This window comes from Natronorubrum sulfidifaciens JCM 14089, assembly GCF_000337735.1.
Classification (GTDB): domain Archaea; phylum Halobacteriota; class Halobacteria; order Halobacteriales; family Natrialbaceae; genus Natronorubrum; species Natronorubrum sulfidifaciens.
Map to the genome: position 1 here is coordinate 64923 of NZ_AOHX01000039.1, position 19148 is coordinate 84070.

The 19148-nt window shown below is 62.9% G+C and carries 21 protein-coding genes; 11 read left to right on the top strand and 10 right to left on the bottom strand.

All coding sequences use genetic code 11. The annotated features are described in order from the left end of the window. The first annotated feature begins 75 nt into the window (after window positions 1-75). A complete protein-coding gene (locus C495_RS10190) occupies window positions 76-645 on the top strand; it encodes an NUDIX hydrolase (RefSeq protein WP_008162581.1) in 570 nt (189 codons plus the stop codon). 253 nt (window positions 646-898) lie between these two features. Then, on the top strand, window positions 899-1231 hold the full coding sequence (locus C495_RS10195; protein ID WP_049890270.1) for a DUF7853 family protein: 333 nt from the start codon (window positions 899-901) through the stop codon (window positions 1229-1231). 12 nt (window positions 1232-1243) lie between these two features. Here the strand turns inward: C495_RS10195 and C495_RS10200 are convergent, their stop codons facing one another. Together C495_RS10200 and C495_RS10205 are read right to left on the bottom strand one after the other, a co-directional pair. Beyond that, window positions 1244-1546, bottom strand: a complete 303-nt coding sequence (locus C495_RS10200; protein WP_008162584.1) for a hypothetical protein — start codon at window positions 1544-1546, stop codon at window positions 1244-1246. A gap of 54 nt (window positions 1547-1600) precedes the next feature. Continuing rightward, a complete protein-coding gene (locus tag C495_RS10205) occupies window positions 1601-2629 on the bottom strand; it encodes a zinc-binding dehydrogenase (RefSeq protein ID WP_008162587.1) in 1029 nt (342 codons plus the stop codon). Window positions 2630-2732: 103 nt separating this feature from the next. On the opposite strand from C495_RS10205, the gene C495_RS10210 reads away from it, so the two are divergent. Then, entirely contained in the window at window positions 2733-3494 is a 762-nt protein-coding gene (locus tag C495_RS10210) for a MogA/MoaB family molybdenum cofactor biosynthesis protein (protein ID WP_008162588.1), read from the top strand. Window position 3495: 1 nt separating this feature from the next. Next, on the top strand, window positions 3496-4236 hold the full coding sequence (locus C495_RS10215) for a 5-formyltetrahydrofolate cyclo-ligase (protein ID WP_008162591.1): 741 nt from the start codon (window positions 3496-3498) through the stop codon (window positions 4234-4236). 486 nt (window positions 4237-4722) lie between these two features. Here C495_RS10215 and C495_RS10220 read toward each other — a convergent pair whose 3' ends face one another. The 3 genes from C495_RS10220 to pyrG are packed head-to-tail and all read right to left on the bottom strand — an operon-like array spanning window position 4723 to window position 7648. Continuing rightward, complete coding sequence (locus tag C495_RS10220) at window positions 4723-5049, bottom strand: DUF7126 family protein (protein ID WP_008162592.1); 327 nt, start codon at window positions 5047-5049, stop codon at window positions 4723-4725. Further along, window positions 5046-5963: a glutamine-hydrolyzing GMP synthase gene (guaA, locus tag C495_RS10225; RefSeq protein ID WP_008162594.1), complete on the bottom strand. Its 918-nt coding sequence runs from the start codon at window positions 5961-5963 to the stop codon at window positions 5046-5048. The genes C495_RS10220 and guaA overlap by 4 nt, the downstream gene beginning before the upstream one ends. Next, the gene (pyrG, locus tag C495_RS10230; RefSeq protein WP_008162596.1) at window positions 5963-7648 is read right to left on the bottom strand and encodes a glutamine hydrolyzing CTP synthase; all 1686 of its coding nucleotides are present in this window, start codon (window positions 7646-7648) and stop codon (window positions 5963-5965) included. The genes guaA and pyrG overlap by 1 nt, the downstream gene beginning before the upstream one ends. 141 nt (window positions 7649-7789) lie before the next feature. Between pyrG and C495_RS10235 the strand changes: the two genes are divergently transcribed. Both C495_RS10235 and C495_RS10240 read left to right on the top strand, forming a co-directional pair. After that, window positions 7790-8713 carry a hypothetical protein gene (locus C495_RS10235; protein ID WP_008162598.1) on the top strand — a complete coding sequence of 308 codons (924 nt, stop codon included), beginning with the start codon at window positions 7790-7792 and terminating at the stop codon, window positions 8711-8713. Window positions 8714-8734: 21 nt separating this feature from the next. Further along, the gene (locus C495_RS10240) at window positions 8735-9109 is read left to right on the top strand and encodes a cyclophilin-like fold protein (protein WP_008162600.1); all 375 of its coding nucleotides are present in this window, start codon (window positions 8735-8737) and stop codon (window positions 9107-9109) included. A gap of 24 nt (window positions 9110-9133) precedes the next feature. Here the strand turns inward: C495_RS10240 and infB are convergent, their stop codons facing one another. Then, the gene (gene infB / locus C495_RS10245; RefSeq protein ID WP_008162602.1) at window positions 9134-10933 is read right to left on the bottom strand and encodes a translation initiation factor IF-2; all 1800 of its coding nucleotides are present in this window, start codon (window positions 10931-10933) and stop codon (window positions 9134-9136) included. A gap of 183 nt (window positions 10934-11116) precedes the next feature. On the opposite strand from infB, the gene C495_RS10250 reads away from it, so the two are divergent. Together C495_RS10250 and C495_RS10255 are read left to right on the top strand one after the other, a co-directional pair. After that, window positions 11117-11362, top strand: coding sequence for a PRC-barrel domain-containing protein (locus C495_RS10250; RefSeq protein ID WP_008162604.1), 246 nt, complete (start codon window positions 11117-11119; stop codon window positions 11360-11362). A 4-nt stretch (window positions 11363-11366) separates the two neighbouring features. Further along, window positions 11367-11825: an NOB1 family endonuclease gene (locus tag C495_RS10255; RefSeq protein WP_008162606.1), complete on the top strand. Its 459-nt coding sequence runs from the start codon at window positions 11367-11369 to the stop codon at window positions 11823-11825. Between the two features lie 27 nt (window positions 11826-11852). Here the strand turns inward: C495_RS10255 and C495_RS10260 are convergent, their stop codons facing one another. The 3 genes from C495_RS10260 to C495_RS10270 form a co-directional block, all read right to left on the bottom strand. Further along, window positions 11853-12977, bottom strand: a complete 1125-nt coding sequence (locus C495_RS10260; RefSeq protein ID WP_008162607.1) for a CPBP family intramembrane glutamic endopeptidase — start codon at window positions 12975-12977, stop codon at window positions 11853-11855. Window positions 12978-13068: 91 nt separating this feature from the next. Then, on the bottom strand, window positions 13069-14370 hold the full coding sequence (locus C495_RS10265) for a hypothetical protein (protein WP_008162609.1): 1302 nt from the start codon (window positions 14368-14370) through the stop codon (window positions 13069-13071). Window positions 14371-14453: 83 nt separating this feature from the next. Then, the gene (locus C495_RS10270; RefSeq protein WP_008162611.1) at window positions 14454-14768 is read right to left on the bottom strand and encodes a hypothetical protein; all 315 of its coding nucleotides are present in this window, start codon (window positions 14766-14768) and stop codon (window positions 14454-14456) included. Between the two features lie 122 nt (window positions 14769-14890). Between C495_RS10270 and C495_RS10275 the strand changes: the two genes are divergently transcribed. From C495_RS10275 to C495_RS10285, 3 genes are all read left to right on the top strand, one after another. Continuing rightward, window positions 14891-15364, top strand: coding sequence for a DUF5812 family protein (locus tag C495_RS10275; protein WP_008162612.1), 474 nt, complete (start codon window positions 14891-14893; stop codon window positions 15362-15364). Window positions 15365-15564: 200 nt separating this feature from the next. Then, window positions 15565-16449: a protein translocase subunit SecF gene (secF, locus tag C495_RS10280; RefSeq protein WP_008162614.1), complete on the top strand. Its 885-nt coding sequence runs from the start codon at window positions 15565-15567 to the stop codon at window positions 16447-16449. Next, window positions 16449-18077, top strand: a complete 1629-nt coding sequence (locus C495_RS10285; RefSeq protein WP_008162615.1) for a preprotein translocase subunit SecD — start codon at window positions 16449-16451, stop codon at window positions 18075-18077. Before secF ends, C495_RS10285 begins: the two co-directional genes overlap by 1 nt. Before the next feature lie 34 nt (window positions 18078-18111). Here the strand turns inward: C495_RS10285 and C495_RS10290 are convergent, their stop codons facing one another. Beyond that, the gene (locus tag C495_RS10290; protein ID WP_008162617.1) at window positions 18112-19122 is read right to left on the bottom strand and encodes a sodium:calcium antiporter; all 1011 of its coding nucleotides are present in this window, start codon (window positions 19120-19122) and stop codon (window positions 18112-18114) included. Window positions 19123-19148 lie beyond the last annotated feature (26 nt).

A 19148-nucleotide genomic window follows, 5' to 3' on the forward strand; every position in this document is an offset into this window, starting at 1 on the left:
ACGACGGACGCTCAGTTTTCGAGTTCCGTGTGGAGAGCCGATACTGGTTTCAGGAGTCGACGTAATTGGAAGAGTATGAGCACGCCCCGAGAGGATATAGCACACGACAATGCAAGACAGGACGTGATCGCCGTCGACGAAGACGACACCGAACTCGAGTTGGTCAACCGACTCGAGGCACACACCGGCGAGGGCATTCGCCACCGGGCGTTTACGTCGCTCGTCTTCGACGGCGACGGGAACGTCTTGCTCGCCCAGCGAGCGCCCGAGAAACGCCTCTGGGGGACGTACTGGGACGGGACCGTCGCCTCCCACCCAGTCGCAGGCCAGAGCCAGACGGAAGCGACCCGGCAGCGACTCGAGGAAGAACTGGGGATCACACCCGACCAGTACGACGACCTGCGGTTGACCGACCGCTTCGAGTACAAACGCTATTTCGAGAACGCAGGCGTCGAACACGAGGTCTGTGCCGTCTTGAAGCTCACGCTGTCGGACCGCAGTCTCGACCCCAACGAAGACGAGGTGGCCGGACTGCTGTGGGTGCCCTACGAGCGCCTCCACGACAACCCGGAGTGGTATCGCCAGCTTCGACTCTGTCCGTGGTTCGAAATCGCGATGCGGCGTGACTTCCGCGACGACGAGTAACGACCCGACCGACCGCCCCCGGCTGTGGTGAATCGAGTCCGGGGTGTGCTGCCAGTCTACAGAACGCAAGGCAGCGTGTCTCGAGGCAGGCTCACTGGGTGGTGTCCTCGTCTCATCGGGACCCAATCGCTTCTCCCTCGAGTCGTACTGTCGACGGCCCCGAAGCACGCTCTGTGATAACGAGTGACAAGCCTTATTACATCGCCCTCCGTAGCGTTGGGTGAGGGCCGACAGAATCGGTCCGTGTGACGAAATGAGTTCCCCACAACCGGAGAAAACCGAGACGCACGAAGTCACGCTCTCTAGAGACGAGCAATGGGTCACCCACCACATGCTCGCGAGCTATCTCGACGAGTCGATCGACGAGGGCGAATCCGCCCCCGAATGGATCCTCGAGTCGATCGACGCCGTCGAGGCTGGTGACCGAACAACGGTACTCACCAGCGCGCAGGCCCGGAACCTCTACGATGCGATGACTTCGTATGTCGATGATGGGGCGATCCCCGAGCGAGACGCCGTCCACGGATCGACCGTCGCGGACCGACTCGAGACGCGTCTCGAGTCGGTCGAGCCGACGAGCCAGTAACAGTCTGCGTTTTTAGGGTCGGGTTGTCGCCCAGACAGCCGTCAGGGCAAGGAACAGCGCTGGAATCAGCGGCAAGATCAACAGTGCAAAGCGGTAGCCAACGCCCGGTGGCCACAGGTGAATCGCGACCGGGGCGATAAAGAAGGCGACGACGATCATCCCGACGACGACCCAGCCCCGCCAGTCGAACTCTCGGTCAGCGGTCTCGGGATGGGCTGGGCCATCGCTCCAGTCGTCGTCCGGTGATTCCGCTCGCGCTCCATCGTCGTCGAATGCGGACGGATCGTGGACGTAGCCGTCGTCGCTCGAGCTCACAGACGTCTTTTCGAGCCCGTGGTCAAAGCCCTCACGGTTCCGGAACGAACCGACTTACTCGAGTTCGCTGTCGGGGCGGACGACGACTTTGCCGAACCCTTCGCGGTTCTCGATGATCTCGTGGGCGCGTTTACTCTCGCTCATCGGCAGCTCCTCGCGGATCGCCGGCTCGAAGGTACCGTCCCAGACGAGTTCCATCACGTCGTCGACCTGACCCGGTGTGGCCATCGTCGAGCCGATGATCTCGAGTTGATTCCAGAAGATCCGTGGGATGTCCGTCTCGGGGTTGCCGCCGCCGGTGCCGCCACAGGTGACGAGCCGCCCGCCTTTGGTGAGACTCTTCAGAGAGTCCTGCCACGTGGGTGCACCGACGTGTTCGACGACGACGTCGACGCCGCGCCCGCCGGTCTCCGAGCGGACCCAGTCCGCGAAGTTCTCCTCTTCGTAATTACAGACGTGGTCTGCGCCGTGTTCTTTGGCGTACTGCAACTTCTCTTCGGTGCTGCCGGTGGCGTACACTTCCGCGCCCGCGTAATCCGCGATCTGCAAGGCAGCGTGGCCGACCCCACCGCTGGCGCCGAGGACGAGTACCGACTCGCCGGCCTCGAGGTCCGCGCGGTCGATCAGCATCCGCCAAGCGGTCTGGAAGACGAGACAGCTCGAGCCGGCGACTGCCCAGTCGACGTGGTCGGGAACCGGGATGAGGTTGTCCTCGGAGATTGCAGCGTACTCGGAGTGGATGCCGGTGACGTGCTCGCCGATGATGTGATAGCGTGGATCGAGCGTCGGGTCGTCCATTCGGAGATCGCCAACGCCGGCCGAGAGGGCGACGTGGTCGCCTTCCTCGAACCGGGTGACGTCCTCGCCGACCTCTGCGACGACGCCGGCCCCGTCACTGCCCGGAATGTGAGGCATCTCGAGGTCGATGCCCGGCATTCCTCGACGGGTCCAGATATCGAGGTGGTTGAGTGCCGCCGCCTTTACGTCGACCAACACTTCGTCGCGGTCGATTTCCGGGTCGGGGTACTCGCCGTACTCGATAACGTCCGTGTCACCGTGTTCCGTGACTTTGACTGCTTGCATACACGAGGGGCAACGCAAACCCGCGTCATAATACTTGGGCTATGCTGTCGGGCAGCACGATTTCCTCGGTGCGTTTTACAGGCCGGCCTGTGAACGCCATGGTATGAACGAACGGGACGAGCGTGCAGACGACGAGACGACGCCGTCGAACGACGAGCCACCGGCGCAAACGGACCACGACGAGACCGACGAAACGGATGCGGATGCCGACGGCGACAGTCGCTCGCTCGGCGTTGGCGTCGTCACCGTCGCGACGGACCGAGCCATCGGAAACGATGTCGCCGGCGAGACGATCATGACACTGTTGAAAAAGGACGGCCACGAGATCGTTATTCGAGAGCACGTCGAAACCGAGCACGATCAGGTCCAGTCTGTCGTCTCGCGGCTGCTCGACCGCGACGACGTCGACATGATCGTCACCGGCGGCGCAACCAGTGTCGAACCCGACGACATCACCATCGAAGCCGTCGAACCACTGCTCGAGAAGGAGCTGACGGCGTTTAGCGAGCTGTTTACCACGCTGTCGTACGACGAGGTCGGTACTCGCGTTATCGGCGCACGAACGATCGCGGGCGTCGCCGATGGCATCCCGGTCTTCTGTCTTCCCGGCAACGAGCCTGCGGTTCGGCTCGGTCTCGAGGGCATCATCTTACCCGAGATCCACCATCTCCTCACGCTCGCTCGAGCAACGGATGACGACGCCGACCCCGGATCGGACGGTGAGGGGGACGATCTCGAAGTGGAGGGTGCCAACGGAGACGAAGCCGATGTGAGCGCCGACGAGTCGGAATCGAAGTCGGAGCCGGTGGACGACGAGGGAGACCGAGACGATCTCGAGACCGAGACCGAACGCGAGGGGAACTGAGATGGGCGCTGCTGACGATGGCCAAGATGAGCCCGCCGACAAAGCGGCCGTTCGTGAGCGTCTTTGGGACGACCTTGAGGACAGCGGCGAGGCCCGGTTTCCGTTCCCGCCACACGGCCGGATTCCGAACTTCGCCGGCGCGGCCGAGGCGGCCGACCGACTCGCCGCCCACCCCGAATGGCAGGCAGCGTCGACGATCAAGGCCAACCCCGACGCCCCACAGCTGCCGGTTCGACGGCAAGCGCTTCGGGACGGAAAGACGGTCTACATGGCCGTCCCGCGGCTCGCAGACGAGCAGTGTTTCCTAAAACTCGATCCCGACGAACTCGAGGATTACGACGCCGCCACCACGGTCTCGGGGTCGTCGAAACACGGCGAGCAGGTCGGTCCGGACGCACTCGAGGAGATCGAACTGATCGTCTCCGGCAGTGTCGGCGTCACCGACGACGGGGGACGAATCGGGAAAGGCGAAGGCTACAGCGACCTCGAGTACGCGATTTTGCGCGGCCTCGAGCTCGTCGATTCGGAGACGCCGGTTGCGACGATGATCCACGAGCGCCAGCTGATCGACGAGCCGGTTTCGATTGGCGACCACGACGTCTCGATGGATCTGGTCGTCACTCCCGAGCGGACGATTCGGCCCGACGGCCACGAGCAGCCGACCGGGATCGACTGGGAATTGCTTTCGGACGACCGACTCGAGGAAATTCCGGTGTTACAGCGGCTCCGAGACGGTTACTGACTGGTGAACGAATCGGTCCGAGACGCGAAAAACGTTCGCGCCTCGGGTGCCACCCGCGGGGTCCGACACGGGCCGGTGCAGGAAGCCCGCGTCGGGACCGGGAAACGGAAACGGTGTGGCAATGGTGGGGGAAGGGTGCTGTGGTGGGGTTGCTGGAAGTCACGGGAACAGGCAGTGGATGCCTTGGTGGGGTCTGCCCGTCGACCTCCATCCATCGCTACCGCCGGGTACTATTTTAACGGGGGCGACGGTATACGACCCTTGTCCCGGATTCCATCGAATTCAATCCGTGTTTACTCGACGTAATATCGGCTCGAGAGCGTTCACCGCTGGCATATAACCGATAAGAACGGATTTCGGCGGCTGATACTGTCGGACAGCACTATTCGAAGATCGGTCGCGCGACTGCGTTCGTCACCCTCGGAGACGGCCGCGAATTCACGACCGACGTCTTATTGACTGCTGTCCGACAGTATGAACAGCCGATCAGCTGGTCAGTTCGTCGGCCACGACCGCGGCGTCCATCAGCTGTGGATCGACGGCGAGGTCGAGCTGTCCTTTGATGAAATCCGGAATCGTCTCTCGTGCGTAGACGACCGTTCGAATCTCGTCGTTGAGATCGCAGACGATCGGGATCGTCGTCGCCTCGCTGACATCGGTCAGGACGTACAGCTCAGCCTCGAGGACACCGGCCTCCTCGAGCGTGGGTCGCGAGAGGACGCCCGTAACACGAGCGACATCGGCACCCGCGGCCTCGAGCGCCTCGCCGATGTCGTCTTCGTCCGGGCCGGCGACGATAGCGTCCATGCTCATTCGTACTCGATCGTTGCGGGCGGTTTGTGGGTTACGTCGTAGACGACGCGGGCGACGTTCTCGTGGCCGCCGGTGATTCGAGACTGGATGCGCTGGAGGGTCTCCCAGTCGATCTCCTGTGCGCGCGCGGTCATCCCATCTCGCGATTCGACGGAGCGAACGGAGACGACCCAGCCGTGGACACGGTTGTCGCCTTTGACGCCCGTCGCCTTGCCGATGACGGCCGCGAGGGCTTGCCACGGCTCGTACTCCTCGAGTTCCTCCTCGACGACGTGACAGGCGAGGCGCGCGACCTCGAGTTTCTCCTCGGTCACTTCGCCGATGACGCGCACGGCGAGGCCGGGGCCGGGGAACGGCATCCGCTCGGCGACGATTTCGTCGAGTCCGAGATGGCGGGCGACCTCGCGGACTTCGTCCTTGTAGAGGTCACGGACGGGTTCGACGATGCCATCGAAGTCGACAACGTCCGGCAGGCCACCGACGTTGTGGTGGGACTTGATGCCGCCTTCGCTCTCGATGCGGTCGGGGTAGATCGTCCCCTGGACGAGGTAGTCGGCGTCGGCGTCTTTGGCTTCGCGCTCGAACTCGCGGATGAACTGCTCGCCGATCACCGCGCGTTTCTCCTCAGGGTCGGTGACGCCGGCGAGGGCCTCGAGGAAGCGGTCTTTGGCGTCGACGATCCGCAGCGACTCCATGTAGTCGAACGTCTCGCGGATCTGGTCTGTCTCGCCTTTGCGCATCAGACCCGTGTCGACGTAGACTGGGGTGAGCTGGTCGCCGATGGACTCGTAGGCCAGCGCGGCGGCGACCGAGGAGTCGACACCGCCCGAGAGGGCGATGACGGCGTTTGCGTCGCCGATTTCGTCTTCGATCTCTGCAACTGCCTCTGGAACGAACGTCTCAGTGTCTACCATCAGTGGGTTACCTCGGTTTCGGTGTCTGCGGCTGCGGATTCCTGTTCGGTGTCGTCGGCGCTGGTTGCCCGCTCGAGGACGGCATCAACGAGGCCGACAAAGGGTGGGCTCGGCTGGCCGGGGCGGGACGTGTACTCGGGGTGGAACTGCGTCCCGAGGAAGTAGGGATGGTCCTCGAGTTCGAGGATCTCCATCCGGTTGCCCGCCGTGCCGGAGAACGTCAGCGGCTCGTCGTCGAACTGGTCGAAGTACTCGGGGTTGACCTCGTAGCGGTGACGGTGGCGCTCGGTACAGGAGGTGTCATCGTAGAGGTCGTAGGCCAGCGTTTCCGGTTCGATGACGGTCGTGTGCTCGCCGAGGCGCATCGTGCCGCCCATGTCCTCGACTTCGTACTGTTCTGGAAGGATGTCGATGACCGGGTGTGGGGTGTCTTCGACCATCTCGGCCGAGTGGGCCCCCTCGAGTCCCAGTACGTGGCGGGCGTACTCGACGACGGCCATCTGGAAGCCAAGACAGAGACCCAAAAACGGCACGTCGTTCTCGCGGGCGTAGCGCACGGCTTCGATCTTGCCCTCGGAGCCGCGCATCCCGAAGCCGCCGGGGACGATGACCCCATCGACGTCCTCGAGTTGGCCGTCGTGACCGTCGGCCATCTCGTCGGCTGACACCCAGTGGACGTTCACGTCAGCGCCGAGTTCGAAGCCAGCGTGTTTGAGCGACTCGTGGATCGACATATACGCGTCCTCTAAGTCGTACTTGCCGACCAGCGCGACGTCGACCGACTCGTCTTTCTCGGACGTGACGATGTCGCGCCACTCGTTGGCGCGCTCGCCCGGTGGCAGTGCCTCATCGTCGAGGCCGAAGTGCTCGAGCACGTACTGATCTAAGCCTTCCTCCTCGACCATCAGTGGGACGTGATAGACGTCCTCGACGTCCGGGTTCGAGAACACCGCCTCGGTGGGGATGTCACAGAACAGCGCGATCTTCTCTTTGGTCTCGGGGTCGAGTCGGTCTTCACACCGGCCGACGATGATGTCGGGCTGGAGACCGATCGAACGGACCTCCTTGACGCTGTGTTGGGTCGGTTTGGTCTTCTGTTCGCCGTTTTTCGAGTACGGGACGAGGGTGACGTGCGTAAAGAGGACGTTCTCCTCGGGTTCCTCGTGGGCGAACTGGCGCAGGGCCTCGAGGTAGGGCATCCCCTCGATGTCGCCGACCGTGCCACCGACTTCGATGATACAGACGTCGGTGCCTTCGGCGGCCTCGCGAATGCGCCGTTTGATGTCGTTGGTGATATGCGGGATGATCTGGACCGTCTTCCCGAGATAGTCGCCGGCACGTTCTTTTTCGATGACGTGCTGATAGGTTTTCCCGGTGGTGATGTTGTGGTCCGAGGTCATGTCGATATCGAGGAACCGTTCGTAGTTCCCCAGATCGAGGTCGACCTCCCCGCCGTCTTCTAAGACGTAGACCTCGCCGTGCTGGTAGGGATTCATCGTCCCTGCGTCCACGTTGAGGTACGGATCGATCTTGACCGCGGTGACGTCGAACCCGGCGTTTTTCAGGAGTCTGCCAGTGCTTGCGGCTGTAATCCCTTTGCCCAGTCCCGACATCACACCGCCGGTGACGAAGATGAACTTGCTCCCCAGATCGGGGTCATAATGAGTGTCCGATTCCGTCGGCATACCGAGTGTCCGTGTGAACGGTTGAAAACGATTTCGGGACCGGTCCGTCACCGGCAATCGCTGTCATTCTTGAGTGTGACAGGTTCGCCGGCCGTCTCGTTCGCCCGAACTGTTTTGTGCGCTGATAGCAACGGGTCGTCTGTGGCTACGCACGACCGCCAGCCAGAGCCAGCGCCCACCGTCGCCGACCCCGACCTCGCGTTCAAAGCCGGCTTTGGGTTCTATCTCGGGGTGCTCGTCGCCGGCCTGACCGCGATCGTCGGGGTCCTCACAGACGCAGCGACGGCGACGATCCTCGCCACCGCACCGAGTACGCTGACGGCCGTCCTCCTGCTCGTCTTTATTTTCGGTCATCGGCTGCGTGGCCTCCCCGAACGAATCGGCCAGTCTCGCCGTCGACGGCTCGTGTGCTATCTCCCCGCGGTCGCGTTCGCGGGCGTATTCGTCGTTCCTGCCGTCACGTCACTCGAGTCCACAGCTCGACTCGGGACACTCGCGATCGCACTCAGCCTGCTCAGTGGGGCCGTCGCCGTCGGCGTTTCACGAATGGCCCGAAATCGGTACGTCGCCGCGATGACGCCCGACGAGTCGGTCACAACGTGGACGTACCACCACGCCGGCTACCGAACGAGTGAGTGGGTCGTCACCGGCGGGATGGCGCTGCTGGTCGTCGCCGGCCTCGCACTGGTCTGGAACGGAAGCTGGATCGGCCTGCTCTGGGCGGGGTATGGACTCGTGTTCGTCCTCTCGAGTCGCTTCGGCTGGTTCGATACCTGGTACGACATCGACCCGAGCGGTCGCTGGGGCGCGCCGTCGATCCACGCCCACGTGGCCGGCCTCGTCCTCGAGCAGTCGTTTGCCACGAAACTCATCCCCTGGGCTGCGATCACCGACGTCTCCCTTACCGACGACGAACTCGTCCTCGAGCGCCGCTGGCTCGACATCCGCTGTGACCGCGCGGCGATCGACGATCCCGAAGCCGTCCTCGATGGAATCAAACGCGCACGCGATGGACGCGAGCCATCGACCGACGCTCGAGTCGCACGAACAGATAACACGAAGTAGTGTCCGTGTGACGGCAGCGATATGACGGATCTTCGTGTCACCGTTGGTGAGCGGGAACTGGTAGCGACCTGGACCGACGACGCGCCAGCGACGAGGGCCGCACTCGAGGCCGCGTTGCCCGTCGGGGGCGATGGCATCCGCTGGGGCGACGAACTCTATTTCGATCTCACACTCGACGTCCCGCTCGAGAACGCCAGCGACGTGGTTCCGGAGGGAGCGATCGCCTACTGGCCCAGCGGCAACAAACTCTGTCTGTTCTGGGGCGAGACGCCAGCCAGCGTCGACGGCGAACCGCGCGCTGCTGTGCCCGTTACTGTCGTCGCCCGACTCGAGGCCGTCTCGGCGCTCGAGACACTCGACGGTGGTGCACAGGTGCGACTCGAGCAAGTAGGGTAAAAAGAACCCGCTGCGGGTGGTGCGTTATTTGCCCCAGAACGGGTCACGACTGCGCTGGTTGTCAAGATACATGTTCAGCGCCTCGAGTTCGTCACCGGGAATCTCGCTCGCCAGTTCCTGCTCTAAGATCTTCGCGTGTTTCTCGGGGATCTCGGCCCAGAGTTCGTCGTCCTCTTCGATCTGGCGGCCGACAGTTGGGCCGTCGATGGCGACTGAGACGCGGTTGCCGGCACGGGCTTCGTCGACGTCCTCACCCTGTTCTTGAATCCCTTTGACCTGTCCGACGCGTTCGGGTTCGTTGCCGTCGAACTTGACGACGTTCGTGTTGTTCTGGATCGTCCCCGAGTTCACCTCGACGCCAACGACCGCCGGATCGTTCTGGCGGAAGGTATGGTCGGGCAGAATGCGAAACCGGGCGGGCCGAACGATGTTGTCGAGGATCGTATCCTGCTGGGCGCGCTCGAGTTCCTCGATGTGCTGTTCGTACTCCTCGATGAGCTGATAGATGACTTCATCGGTGAACAGTTTCACGTCCTCGATCTCGGCGCGCTGTTCGGCGTCGCTGAGCACGTCGACGTTGAAACCAAGGATCGCCTGCTGTTTCGAGTCTTCAGCCGTCGAGGCGACCGAGATATCACGTGGGGCGATGTCGCCGACCTCCGCGCGGACGATGGGGACTTCGGCCTCGTCCAGGGCGTCGGCCATCGCCTCGAGGCTGCCGAGCGTGTCGGCTTTGACGACGACGCCTTGCTCTTCGGTGTCGACGGCGATGTCGGCGAGTTCGGCTTCGACTTCCGCGATGACTTCCTCGAGGTCGCGGTCGCGGACGACTCGAACCGGCGCGCCGGCCATCGCGTCGGCGAGTTCGGGCGCGGCGACTTTGATCCCCGAGGCGGCCGACACCTCGTCGACTTTCTCGAACCGACTTTCGGTTCGGATCTCGGCGAGCGGCCGGGGCTGGAGCAGCGCCCGAACCTCGGTGACGATGGGCTTGTTCATTCCGCCGACGACGATCGTGTCGTCGGCTCTGATCGTTCCGTCGTAGAGGACGGTGTCGATCGTCGTCCCGAATCCTTTCTCCTCTTTGACCTCGAGGACGGTACCGACGCCGGGGCCAGCGACGTCGATCTCCATCTCCTCTTTCATGTAGCGCTGGGAGAGCCCCATCATCACGGTTAGCAGGTCGGGGACGCCCTCGCCGGTCATCGCCGAGACGGGGACGACGCCGACGTTGCGCTGGAAATTCTGGACGCGCCAGTAGAGGTCGGCGGAAAATCCCTCATCCGAGAGGTTGCCGATGATCTCATAGAGGTTTTCGTCGAGTCGCTTGCGAACGCGGTCCGACTGGGATTCGTAGGTGTCGTTGATCGGCGAGTCCTCGTTGACGTTCCAGCCCGGGACAGTGTCGATCTTGTTCGCCGCGACGATAAACGGCGTCTGTGAACGTTTGAGAATTTCTAAGGCCTCGAGCGTCTGAGGCTGGAAGCCGTCGTTGACGTCGACGACGAGGATCGCGATGTCGGCGAGGGCCCCACCCCGGGAGCGAAGCGTCGTAAAGGAGTGGTGTCCTGGCGTATCGATAAACAGCAGGCCGGGCAGGTCGAAATCGTCCGGGTCGACGAGATCGCCCGCGATGGTGGAGATGATATCCAGCGGCACGGCCGTCGCGCCGATATGCTGGGTAATCGCTCCTGCTTCACCCTCGATAACCGCAGAGCCGCGTATTTTATCGAGGAGACTGGTCTTACCGTGATCGACGTGTCCGAGCACAGCGACGATCGGTGTTCTGAGAGATGTGGGGTCGCGCGTATCCGTATTCGACATGATGAACCACCCGAGAAGGTCTTGTCTAAAGCGTCCGCAGGACGGTAGTTAAACCCATCGTCATCCGCGTTTGTCGACTGACAGGGAAACTGAGGAACACGACTGTACTCACTGGCGACAACCGATGACGTCCGTCATACGGACCCCGTGGTTTTTAATACCGATTAGTAAATACGGGTATGCATGAGCGATATACTCGCTGAAAACCTCTCGGGCAAATCAGTCATGGGTTCCGACGGCGTCGAACTCGGACTCCTCTACAACATCACGATGGACATCAAATCGGGCAAGCTCCACGACCTCGTCATCGACCCCGACGAGGAACTCCCAACCCGATCTGTCGACTTCGACGTTGACGAACGCGGCCGGTTCCGCGTGCCCGTCAACCGTGTGCAGGCAGTGAAAGACTACATCGTCGTCCAGCGCTAACGGTATGTACGTTCTCGACTCCTCGGCGTTTATTCACGATTTTCACACGACAGAACAGACTGCAACGATTCCACTCGTCCGCGAAGAACTCGAGGACGAGAGTGCCTATCGCTACGATGCGATGGAAGGCTCGGGGATGCACATTCACATCCCGAACGGCGACACCACCGAAAAGGTCGAACGCGCAGCCAGAGAGTCGGGTGATCTCGACGTGCTCTCGAAGACCGACATCCGACTCGTTGCGGCGAGTTTCGAACTGGATGCGACGCTCGTCACGGACGACTACGCGATGCAAAACGTCGCCGAAAAGCTCAACGTCACCGTCGACGTGATCGCTCGAGAGGGAATCGACGAACAGCGCCACTGGCAGTATCAGTGTCAAGGCTGTGGACGCGAGTTCGACGAGCAAAAAGATCGGTGTCCGATCTGTGGCTCGGGGCTGTCACGAAAGAACCCGTCATAACCGCACCGAGTCGACTGTTTTCCGGCGTTAGAGATACATCGGCAGAAAGATCACCGCGTTGTAGCAGCCGTGGACCAGCGCTGGCACCAGCAGGTTCTCCGTTCGCTCGTAGATCGCGCCGAGAATCAACGAGAGTACGAACAGCAACGACAGGCTTGCAAGCAGTTGCCCCGCACCCGCGGTGGCATACGCTGAGATGTGGACGAGCGTGAAGACGACGCTCGCGACGACGATAGCACCGGGCCGGGAGAACCGTTCGTACAGCGACTTCTGGATCAGGTTTCGGTAGAGCAGTTCTTCGAACGGGCCGACGAACAGGATCATCGAGGGGATGATCACGAGCAACAGGTCGGGGTTTTCAGCGACTCGCTGGGTCGTGGTGTGGTCGGAGCCTTCGATGCCGACGGCCGTCATCAGCGACGAAATCCCCAGATTCGCCGCGAGTATCAAGAGCAGTCCACCAACAACCCAGCCAACCGTCCACAGCGTCGGGGCCTCGAGGTCGATAAACGAGCGCTCCCGGCCACGAAACGCGAGATAGCCAGCCGCGACGCCACCGAGCCCGACGGCAAAGGAGAGGTACTCGACGACGGTCCACTGCAACTCGGTCGGCTCGCCGGCGAGCAGTTGCACTGGGAGCGACAGGAACACGGCTGCGATCGAAATCCCGATGAGGCCGACGAACGCAAGCACCAGCATCTCGCCGGTCAGTCCGAGCCGGCGTTTCACACCCCGACTCGAGAGGCCAGCAGCGTCGGCGACGGCGATACCAACGGTTCCAGCCGCCACGAAAAAGGCCGCAAACAGCAACGAAATCGACCAGCCAAGCCCCGGTAGGACGACCGAGGCGAGCACTCCTTGCGTGATCACGTACCCCGACAGAAGCACGACGAGGAGACTCGAGCCGGCAGCGGCCGGCCCGGCGAGACGACGCTCGAGGAGTTCGTGCCGGCGTGTGAGGAACAGCCCTGTCGTGAGCAGAGCCCCGGCCGCGGCGATCCAGAGCGCCGGTTCGTCGATCCCGTCGCGGGCGGGAATCAACAGTGCGGCGGCAGTGAGGGCGGCGAGGACGGTGCCGACTGTCGGAACGACGGCCGACGGTAGTGGGTCGCCATCGTCCTCGCCCTCGACGGCCTGTGCGGTGTCGCTCATACGTTGGTGTTCGCGTGCGTGTTCATAGGCCCACCGCAACCGAGCGACCGGCCGCCGCCGGGCACGTCACCCGTCGCCACTCGAGGCTCGCTTACCGTTCGACGCGGAGCGACGTCTTTTCGGCGACGGCCTCGGCTTCCTCGAACTCGCCGCCACCGAGCAGGCCGCGGGTCGCCTTCTTGGCCCACTCGACGGCGGGCTGTTCGAACGTGTTGACGGCGTAGAGTTCGCCTGCGAGCACACAGGCGGCCTCCAGCCCGTAGAGCAGTCCGCCCAGTTCGTACTCGTCGACGCGCTCGAGTTCGAGCCGGACGTTTGGGCGGCCGGCCGCCGCGAGGCTGGCTTCGGTCGCGTCGAACTCGGCCTCGAGCAGCTCGCCGAGTGTCGAATCGCCGAGATAGGCGAGGTCCTCGACGTCGGTCTCGGGGATCGCTCGATCCGCGGTCTCGCCCGGCGAGACGAACGTGACGAGCTTGTCCCGCGGCCCGGCACGATACAGCTGCAGTTGGGAGTGTTGGTCGGTGACGCCGAGGGCGCGCACCGGCGTCTGGCCGAGGTCGTCCTTGCCGAGGCTCTCGGCCCACAGCTGTGCGAACCACTCGGCGGCGGTCTCGAGCGACTCCGCGTACGGCACCATCGCGTTGATCCCGGCACCGCGCTGGTCTAAGGCGTAGGTCGTCGCGCCGTAGGCGTAGGCCGGACACTCGAACAGCGAGCCCGACAGCGTCTCGGCTTCCGCAGCGGCCCCCTCGAGAAGCGCCTCGAGGTCGTGGCCACAGACTTCTGCGGCGACCATGCCGACCGCCGACAGCGCCGAGAACCGACCCGGCACCCCGTCGGGGACCTTTAGCGAGGGGAGGTCGTGGCGGTCGGAGAGATCACGCAGCGGGCCGGCGTCGCCGGTCGTGACGATCGTTCGCTCGGTCCAGTCGACACCGGCCGACTCGAATTCGTCCCGAACCACGAGGAAGTTCGCCAGCGTCTCCGCCGTCGTCCCCGACCGCGAGACCACGTTGATCGCCGTGTTTTCGAGGTCGAGTCGATCGAGCTGGCTCGAGACCCATTCGGGATCGACGTTGTCGAGGTAGACGGCCTCGGTGTCGCTTTGGTCAGCGAGTGCGTTCGTGATCGTCGCCGCACCGAGTGCGCTGCCGCCGATGCCGACCGTAATGAGGGTGTCAGCGTCGGCGACCGGCTCGACAGCGGTACGGATCTCGTCGGGGTCCGTTCGCTGTGGGAGGTTCAGCGCTTCGTAGCCGTGTTCGTGATCGTCCATGCCGCGCTCGATGCGCTCGTGGGCGTCTGCAACCTGTGTGTCCAGTCGCTCGAGGGCGGCTCTCGAGACGCCCGGCGAGGCGACCGATGCCAGTGCGTTGCCGATATCGACGTGCATACGAGAGCAGGCGACCGCCGGTGCTAAAGGCGTTCCGTCACGCAGTCGGCAACGGCAAAAAAACGATCCGAAACGTCGGTGGGTTAGTCGTCCGATTCGTCGCCGTCGACGTCGACTTCCACGATGTCGACTTCCGAGTCGGCGTCGGCTGTCGCAGCCGCCCCACGAGCACGCTCCTCGAGCGCGAATCCGGCAAGGCCAGCAGCGACCATGCCGATTCCGACCGCGCGAGTACTGCGGACGTACCACGGCTTCGGCTCTAGTTCGGAGACGTTCTCGAAGCCACGGTGCCAGCATTTCAGCGACAACGACAGGCTTCGTTTCGGAGCCAGTGCCGTGAGGAGTCCGTACAGGGCACTCGAGGCGTAACAGAGTTTCAGCAGTTTCGAACAGACCATACAGGGGATACTCAGACCCGACCCATAAGAGTGGTTTCGGTCCCCGTCGGCTGGGAACCGGATCGCGGACGAGACAATCGAAAGGCGAAACCCGGAAACCAGTCCTGTGCGTACGACCCAGCATGACCGAAACAACGGGCACGTTTGTCGTCACCCACGCCGAGGCCGATTCGGCCGTCGTCCGTGACGTCGAGACCGCACAGGTACACACGCTGTCGTCGAACCCCGGCCTCGAGATCCACGACATCCTCGAGGCGACCATCGCGCCGGAGCCACCGCTCGAGGTGACATGGCAGCTCGTCGACGTCGAGGACAGACGCACAATCGAGTTGGTCGACAGCGACCTCGAGCCGACCCAGCACGCAAAAGAACTGGCAGCAGACGCCGAGATCGGCGATCTGATTCAGGAAGAGCGAGCCGGGACCGGCGAGATTCATATCTTTTGTGTCCCAGCTGCCGACGTGGAGGCGGCGGCGACGGACGTCCTCGAGGACGAGGAGACGATCGCTCGAGCGGCACGTCTCGAGGCGGTCCGCGTCGAGGTCCGTCGAGCAGTCGACGATGGTGTGTTGAGCGTCCGCTATCTGCCGGATTGAGTGTGACAGGCCCGACAGGTACACGCACTGTCGGATCGGGAGTTCCGACTCGACTGTCGTTTCGATCCGATTCGACCGAGAAACCCCCGGACTCGGGCTCAACGGGCAGCAACCCGTCGTAAATCCTGATATAATTCTGTTCAGGACATGCTGTAGAAATTGAGAAGGCTTACACGGGCTGACAGCCAGTGGTCGGATATATGGGGTATTTCGACGTACCGGAGATCAATTACACCCGGTACAGCAACCGCCAACTCGCGGCGGTACCGCTTGCGGTTCTTGCGGTTGCACTGCTCGTCCTCACTGGCTCGTTTCTCATGACGGGAACGCCAGTCCAGTTGGGGATGGACTTCGCTGGCGGCTCGGAACTGACCGTCCAGACGACTTCCTCGGAGGAGGAAATCGCGAACGCGTTCGACGAAGAGCCCGAGTCGGTGCAGGCGGTTACAGCGCCTGAGACGGACAACCAGTACATCGTTCAGTTCACCTCGACCGATCTCTCGAGTCTTACTGAACAAGCCGAACAGAACCTCGAGCAAGACGGCGATGCTGATATCGTCCAGCTCGAGTCGACGGTCTCCGAAAGCTTCGGTGCACAGACCCAGCAAACAGCCCTACTGGGGATCGCTGTTGCGTTCCTCGGCATGAGCGTCCTCGCGTTCTTGCTGTTTCGGACGTTCGTCCCGTCGATCGCGATCGTTGCCTCGGCGTTTTCGGACCTCGTGATTCCGCTCGCCTTCATGTCGATTACGGGCATCTCGCTGTCGCTGGGGACCGTCGCCGCCCTGTTGATGTTGATCGGCTACTCGGTCGACTCGGACATCCTCTTAAACAACCACATCTTGCGGCGTGGTGGGAGCTTTTATGAAAGCACCAATCGCGCGATGGAGACCGGTGTCACGATGACGGTGACGTCGATGGCGGCGATGCTCGTGATGGGTATTTCGGCGTGGTTGTTCGGCGTCGAACTGCTGGCATCGATCGGGATCATCCTCTTCGTTGGGCTCGCAGCCGACCTGATGAACACCTACATGCTTAACCTGAGTTTGCTTCGCTGGTACAAGTTCGAGGGGATCAGATCATGATGGGGCCAGTGAGTTTCATCAAGGAGTACTGGCGAATCCTCCTGTTGGTGACCTTCGTCGCCGGTGCACTCCTCGCCCTGTTCATTCCGGGCGGCATCATGGCCGACGACAGTCTCGTCGAAGATAACGAGATCAACGACAATCCGACGAACCTCGAGTACGGGCTCGGTCTCGACGGCGGGACACGAATTAGCGCGCCCGTTGTCGGGATGACCGCCGAAGACATCGACGCAGGTGCCGTCAACGAAGAAGACGGCTCCGTCGATCGAGAACGGCTCACCGAGATCGAGAATACGTTGTACGACAACGATGAGTTCGAACTCGAGACGGGTGACGCACGCGTCAGCGTCGACGACAGCGGCACCGTCCACGCCGAAATCTTCGACCCCGACGTCACTGAAGCGCAGTTCGCTGCGGCACTCGGCGAAGCGGGCGTCGACGTCGACCCCGACGACATCCGCAACGGGGTCACCGAGGAGACACGAAACCAGATCATCGAGACGATCGACTCGAGGATCAACGCGGCCGGACTCTCGGGTGGTTCCGTCTACGACTCGGCCAGACTCGGCGGCGAGTACTACATCGTCACCGAAGTGCCGGACATGGACCCCGACGAACTTCGCGAGTTGCTCTCCGAACGAGGGATCGTCGAAGTGGTCGCGTATCATCCAGATGAAAACGGCACACAGCAAAACGAGACGGTGCTGACCGGCGCCGATATCGCAACGGTCGATCCGCCACAGCCCGACGAGCAAGGTCCCGGGTATGTCGTCCCAGTCGCCGTCGACAGCAACGCCGCGCCCGGATACCAAGACCGGATGAACGAACTCGGCTTCACCGGTGAGGGAGTCCAACAGTGTTCACTGCGTGGTGACGGCGAGACGATCGACTTCGATCACGAGGGCGAACAGTACTGTCTGCTCACCGTCGTCGACGGCGAGGTCGTCGACGCCCACAGCATGGGGCCGTCGCTTGCGAGTAACATGGCCGACGGAAGCTGGGCGAACGATCCGAGCTTCCAGATGGGTGCCCAGACTCAACCACAGGCCCAGTCACTCTCCGTGAACCTCCAGTCCGGCGCGATGCCAGCGACGCTCGATTTCAGTCAGGACGAGACCTACTCGCTGTCGCCCGCGCTCGCCGACCAGTTCAAGCTCTACTCGCTGCTGATCGGCGTGCTGTCGGTGTTAACCGTCAGCGGAATGGTCTTCCTGCGCTACCGGGACATCCGGGTCGCCTCACCCATGATCGTCACCGCGATGGCAGAGGTGGTGATCCTGCTCGGCTTCGCGGCGCTGATACGCATGCCGCTTGATCTCTCCCACGTCGCCGGGTTCATCGCGGTCGTCGGAACGGGGGTGGACGACCTCATCATCATCGCCGACGAGGTGATGGACGACGGCGACGTCAACTCCAAGCGGGTGTTCGAATCCCGTTTCCGCAAGGCGTTCTGGATCATCGGCGCGGCCGCCGCGACGACGATCATCGCCATGTCGCCACTGGCCGTGTTGGGCCTCGGTGACTTGCGTGGCTTTGCCATCATCACCATCCTCGGCGTGCTGATCGGGGTGCTCATCACCCGGCCCGCCTACGGTGACATCCTCCAGCGGCTGATGACCGACAAATAACCGCGTTCGACTGCCGCTTTTCCTACCTCTCGAGTCAGGTTGGGACGACGTTCGTCACGCCGATGCTCTCGAGGAGCAGCCAGCCAATGAACAGACCGTACAAGACGAGCAACAGCCAAGCTTCCCGCCGTGAGAGCAACATATCCGTCCGGGCGATGGTAAAGAAGACGATCGTCGCGAGGATCAGAAACGCCATCATCGGAACGATGTGGGCGAACGTGATCGCCAGCGTGCCGGCGACCAACACCCCCACCGGCACCGCAACGAGCAGATCGAAGACGTTGCTGCCCAACACGTTCGCGAGACTGACCGCCGGCCGATCTGCCCGGGCGGCAGCGACACTGACGAACGCATCCGGCACGCTCGAGCCGGCAGCGACGACGGTCATTCCCCAGAGAAACGCGGGCGTCCCGAACGCCTCGCCGAGCCCGATCGCGGATCGAACGAGTCCTTCGACGCCGACGATGATTACTACCAGCCCGAGGCCGAACCACAGCCAGGCAGCGACCAGATCGACGTCGGAATCGGCCCTGATCGTGTGTTCGGCGGTGTCGAGATACTGGGTGAACACGTACAGTCCGTACAGCAACAGCGGGAACAACGCCAGCGACCGGGTGATGTTCCCCTGAAGCCCTGCTCCCTCGAGTGGGTTGTAGATCACGGCCAGCGAAAACGTCAACAACAGCGCAGCGACCGCGAGCATGTAGAACAGCGCCTCCTTATAGACCAGATCCCGACCCGTCGCCATCGTCCCGCTACCGACGAGCACTGCCGCGGCCGGGATAACCAGCAGGTTGAACACGGCGGAGCCGACGATCGCACCGACGCCCAGTTCGAACTCGCCGTGGAGCAGCGTGGCGAGGATGACGCTGACCAGTTCCGGCATACTCGAGCCCGCAGCGGCGATGACCGCACCCTGCACGACCGGCGGCACGCCGTAGCCCGCGGCGAGCCGGTTGGCCGCGGTCTCGAGCCACGTGCTTCCCTTCCAGACGACGGCCGTCGCGACCACGGCAAGGCCAAGGAGCGCGATCACGTCGAGCATATTTCAGAAGTGTGTCGAGTGAGCGT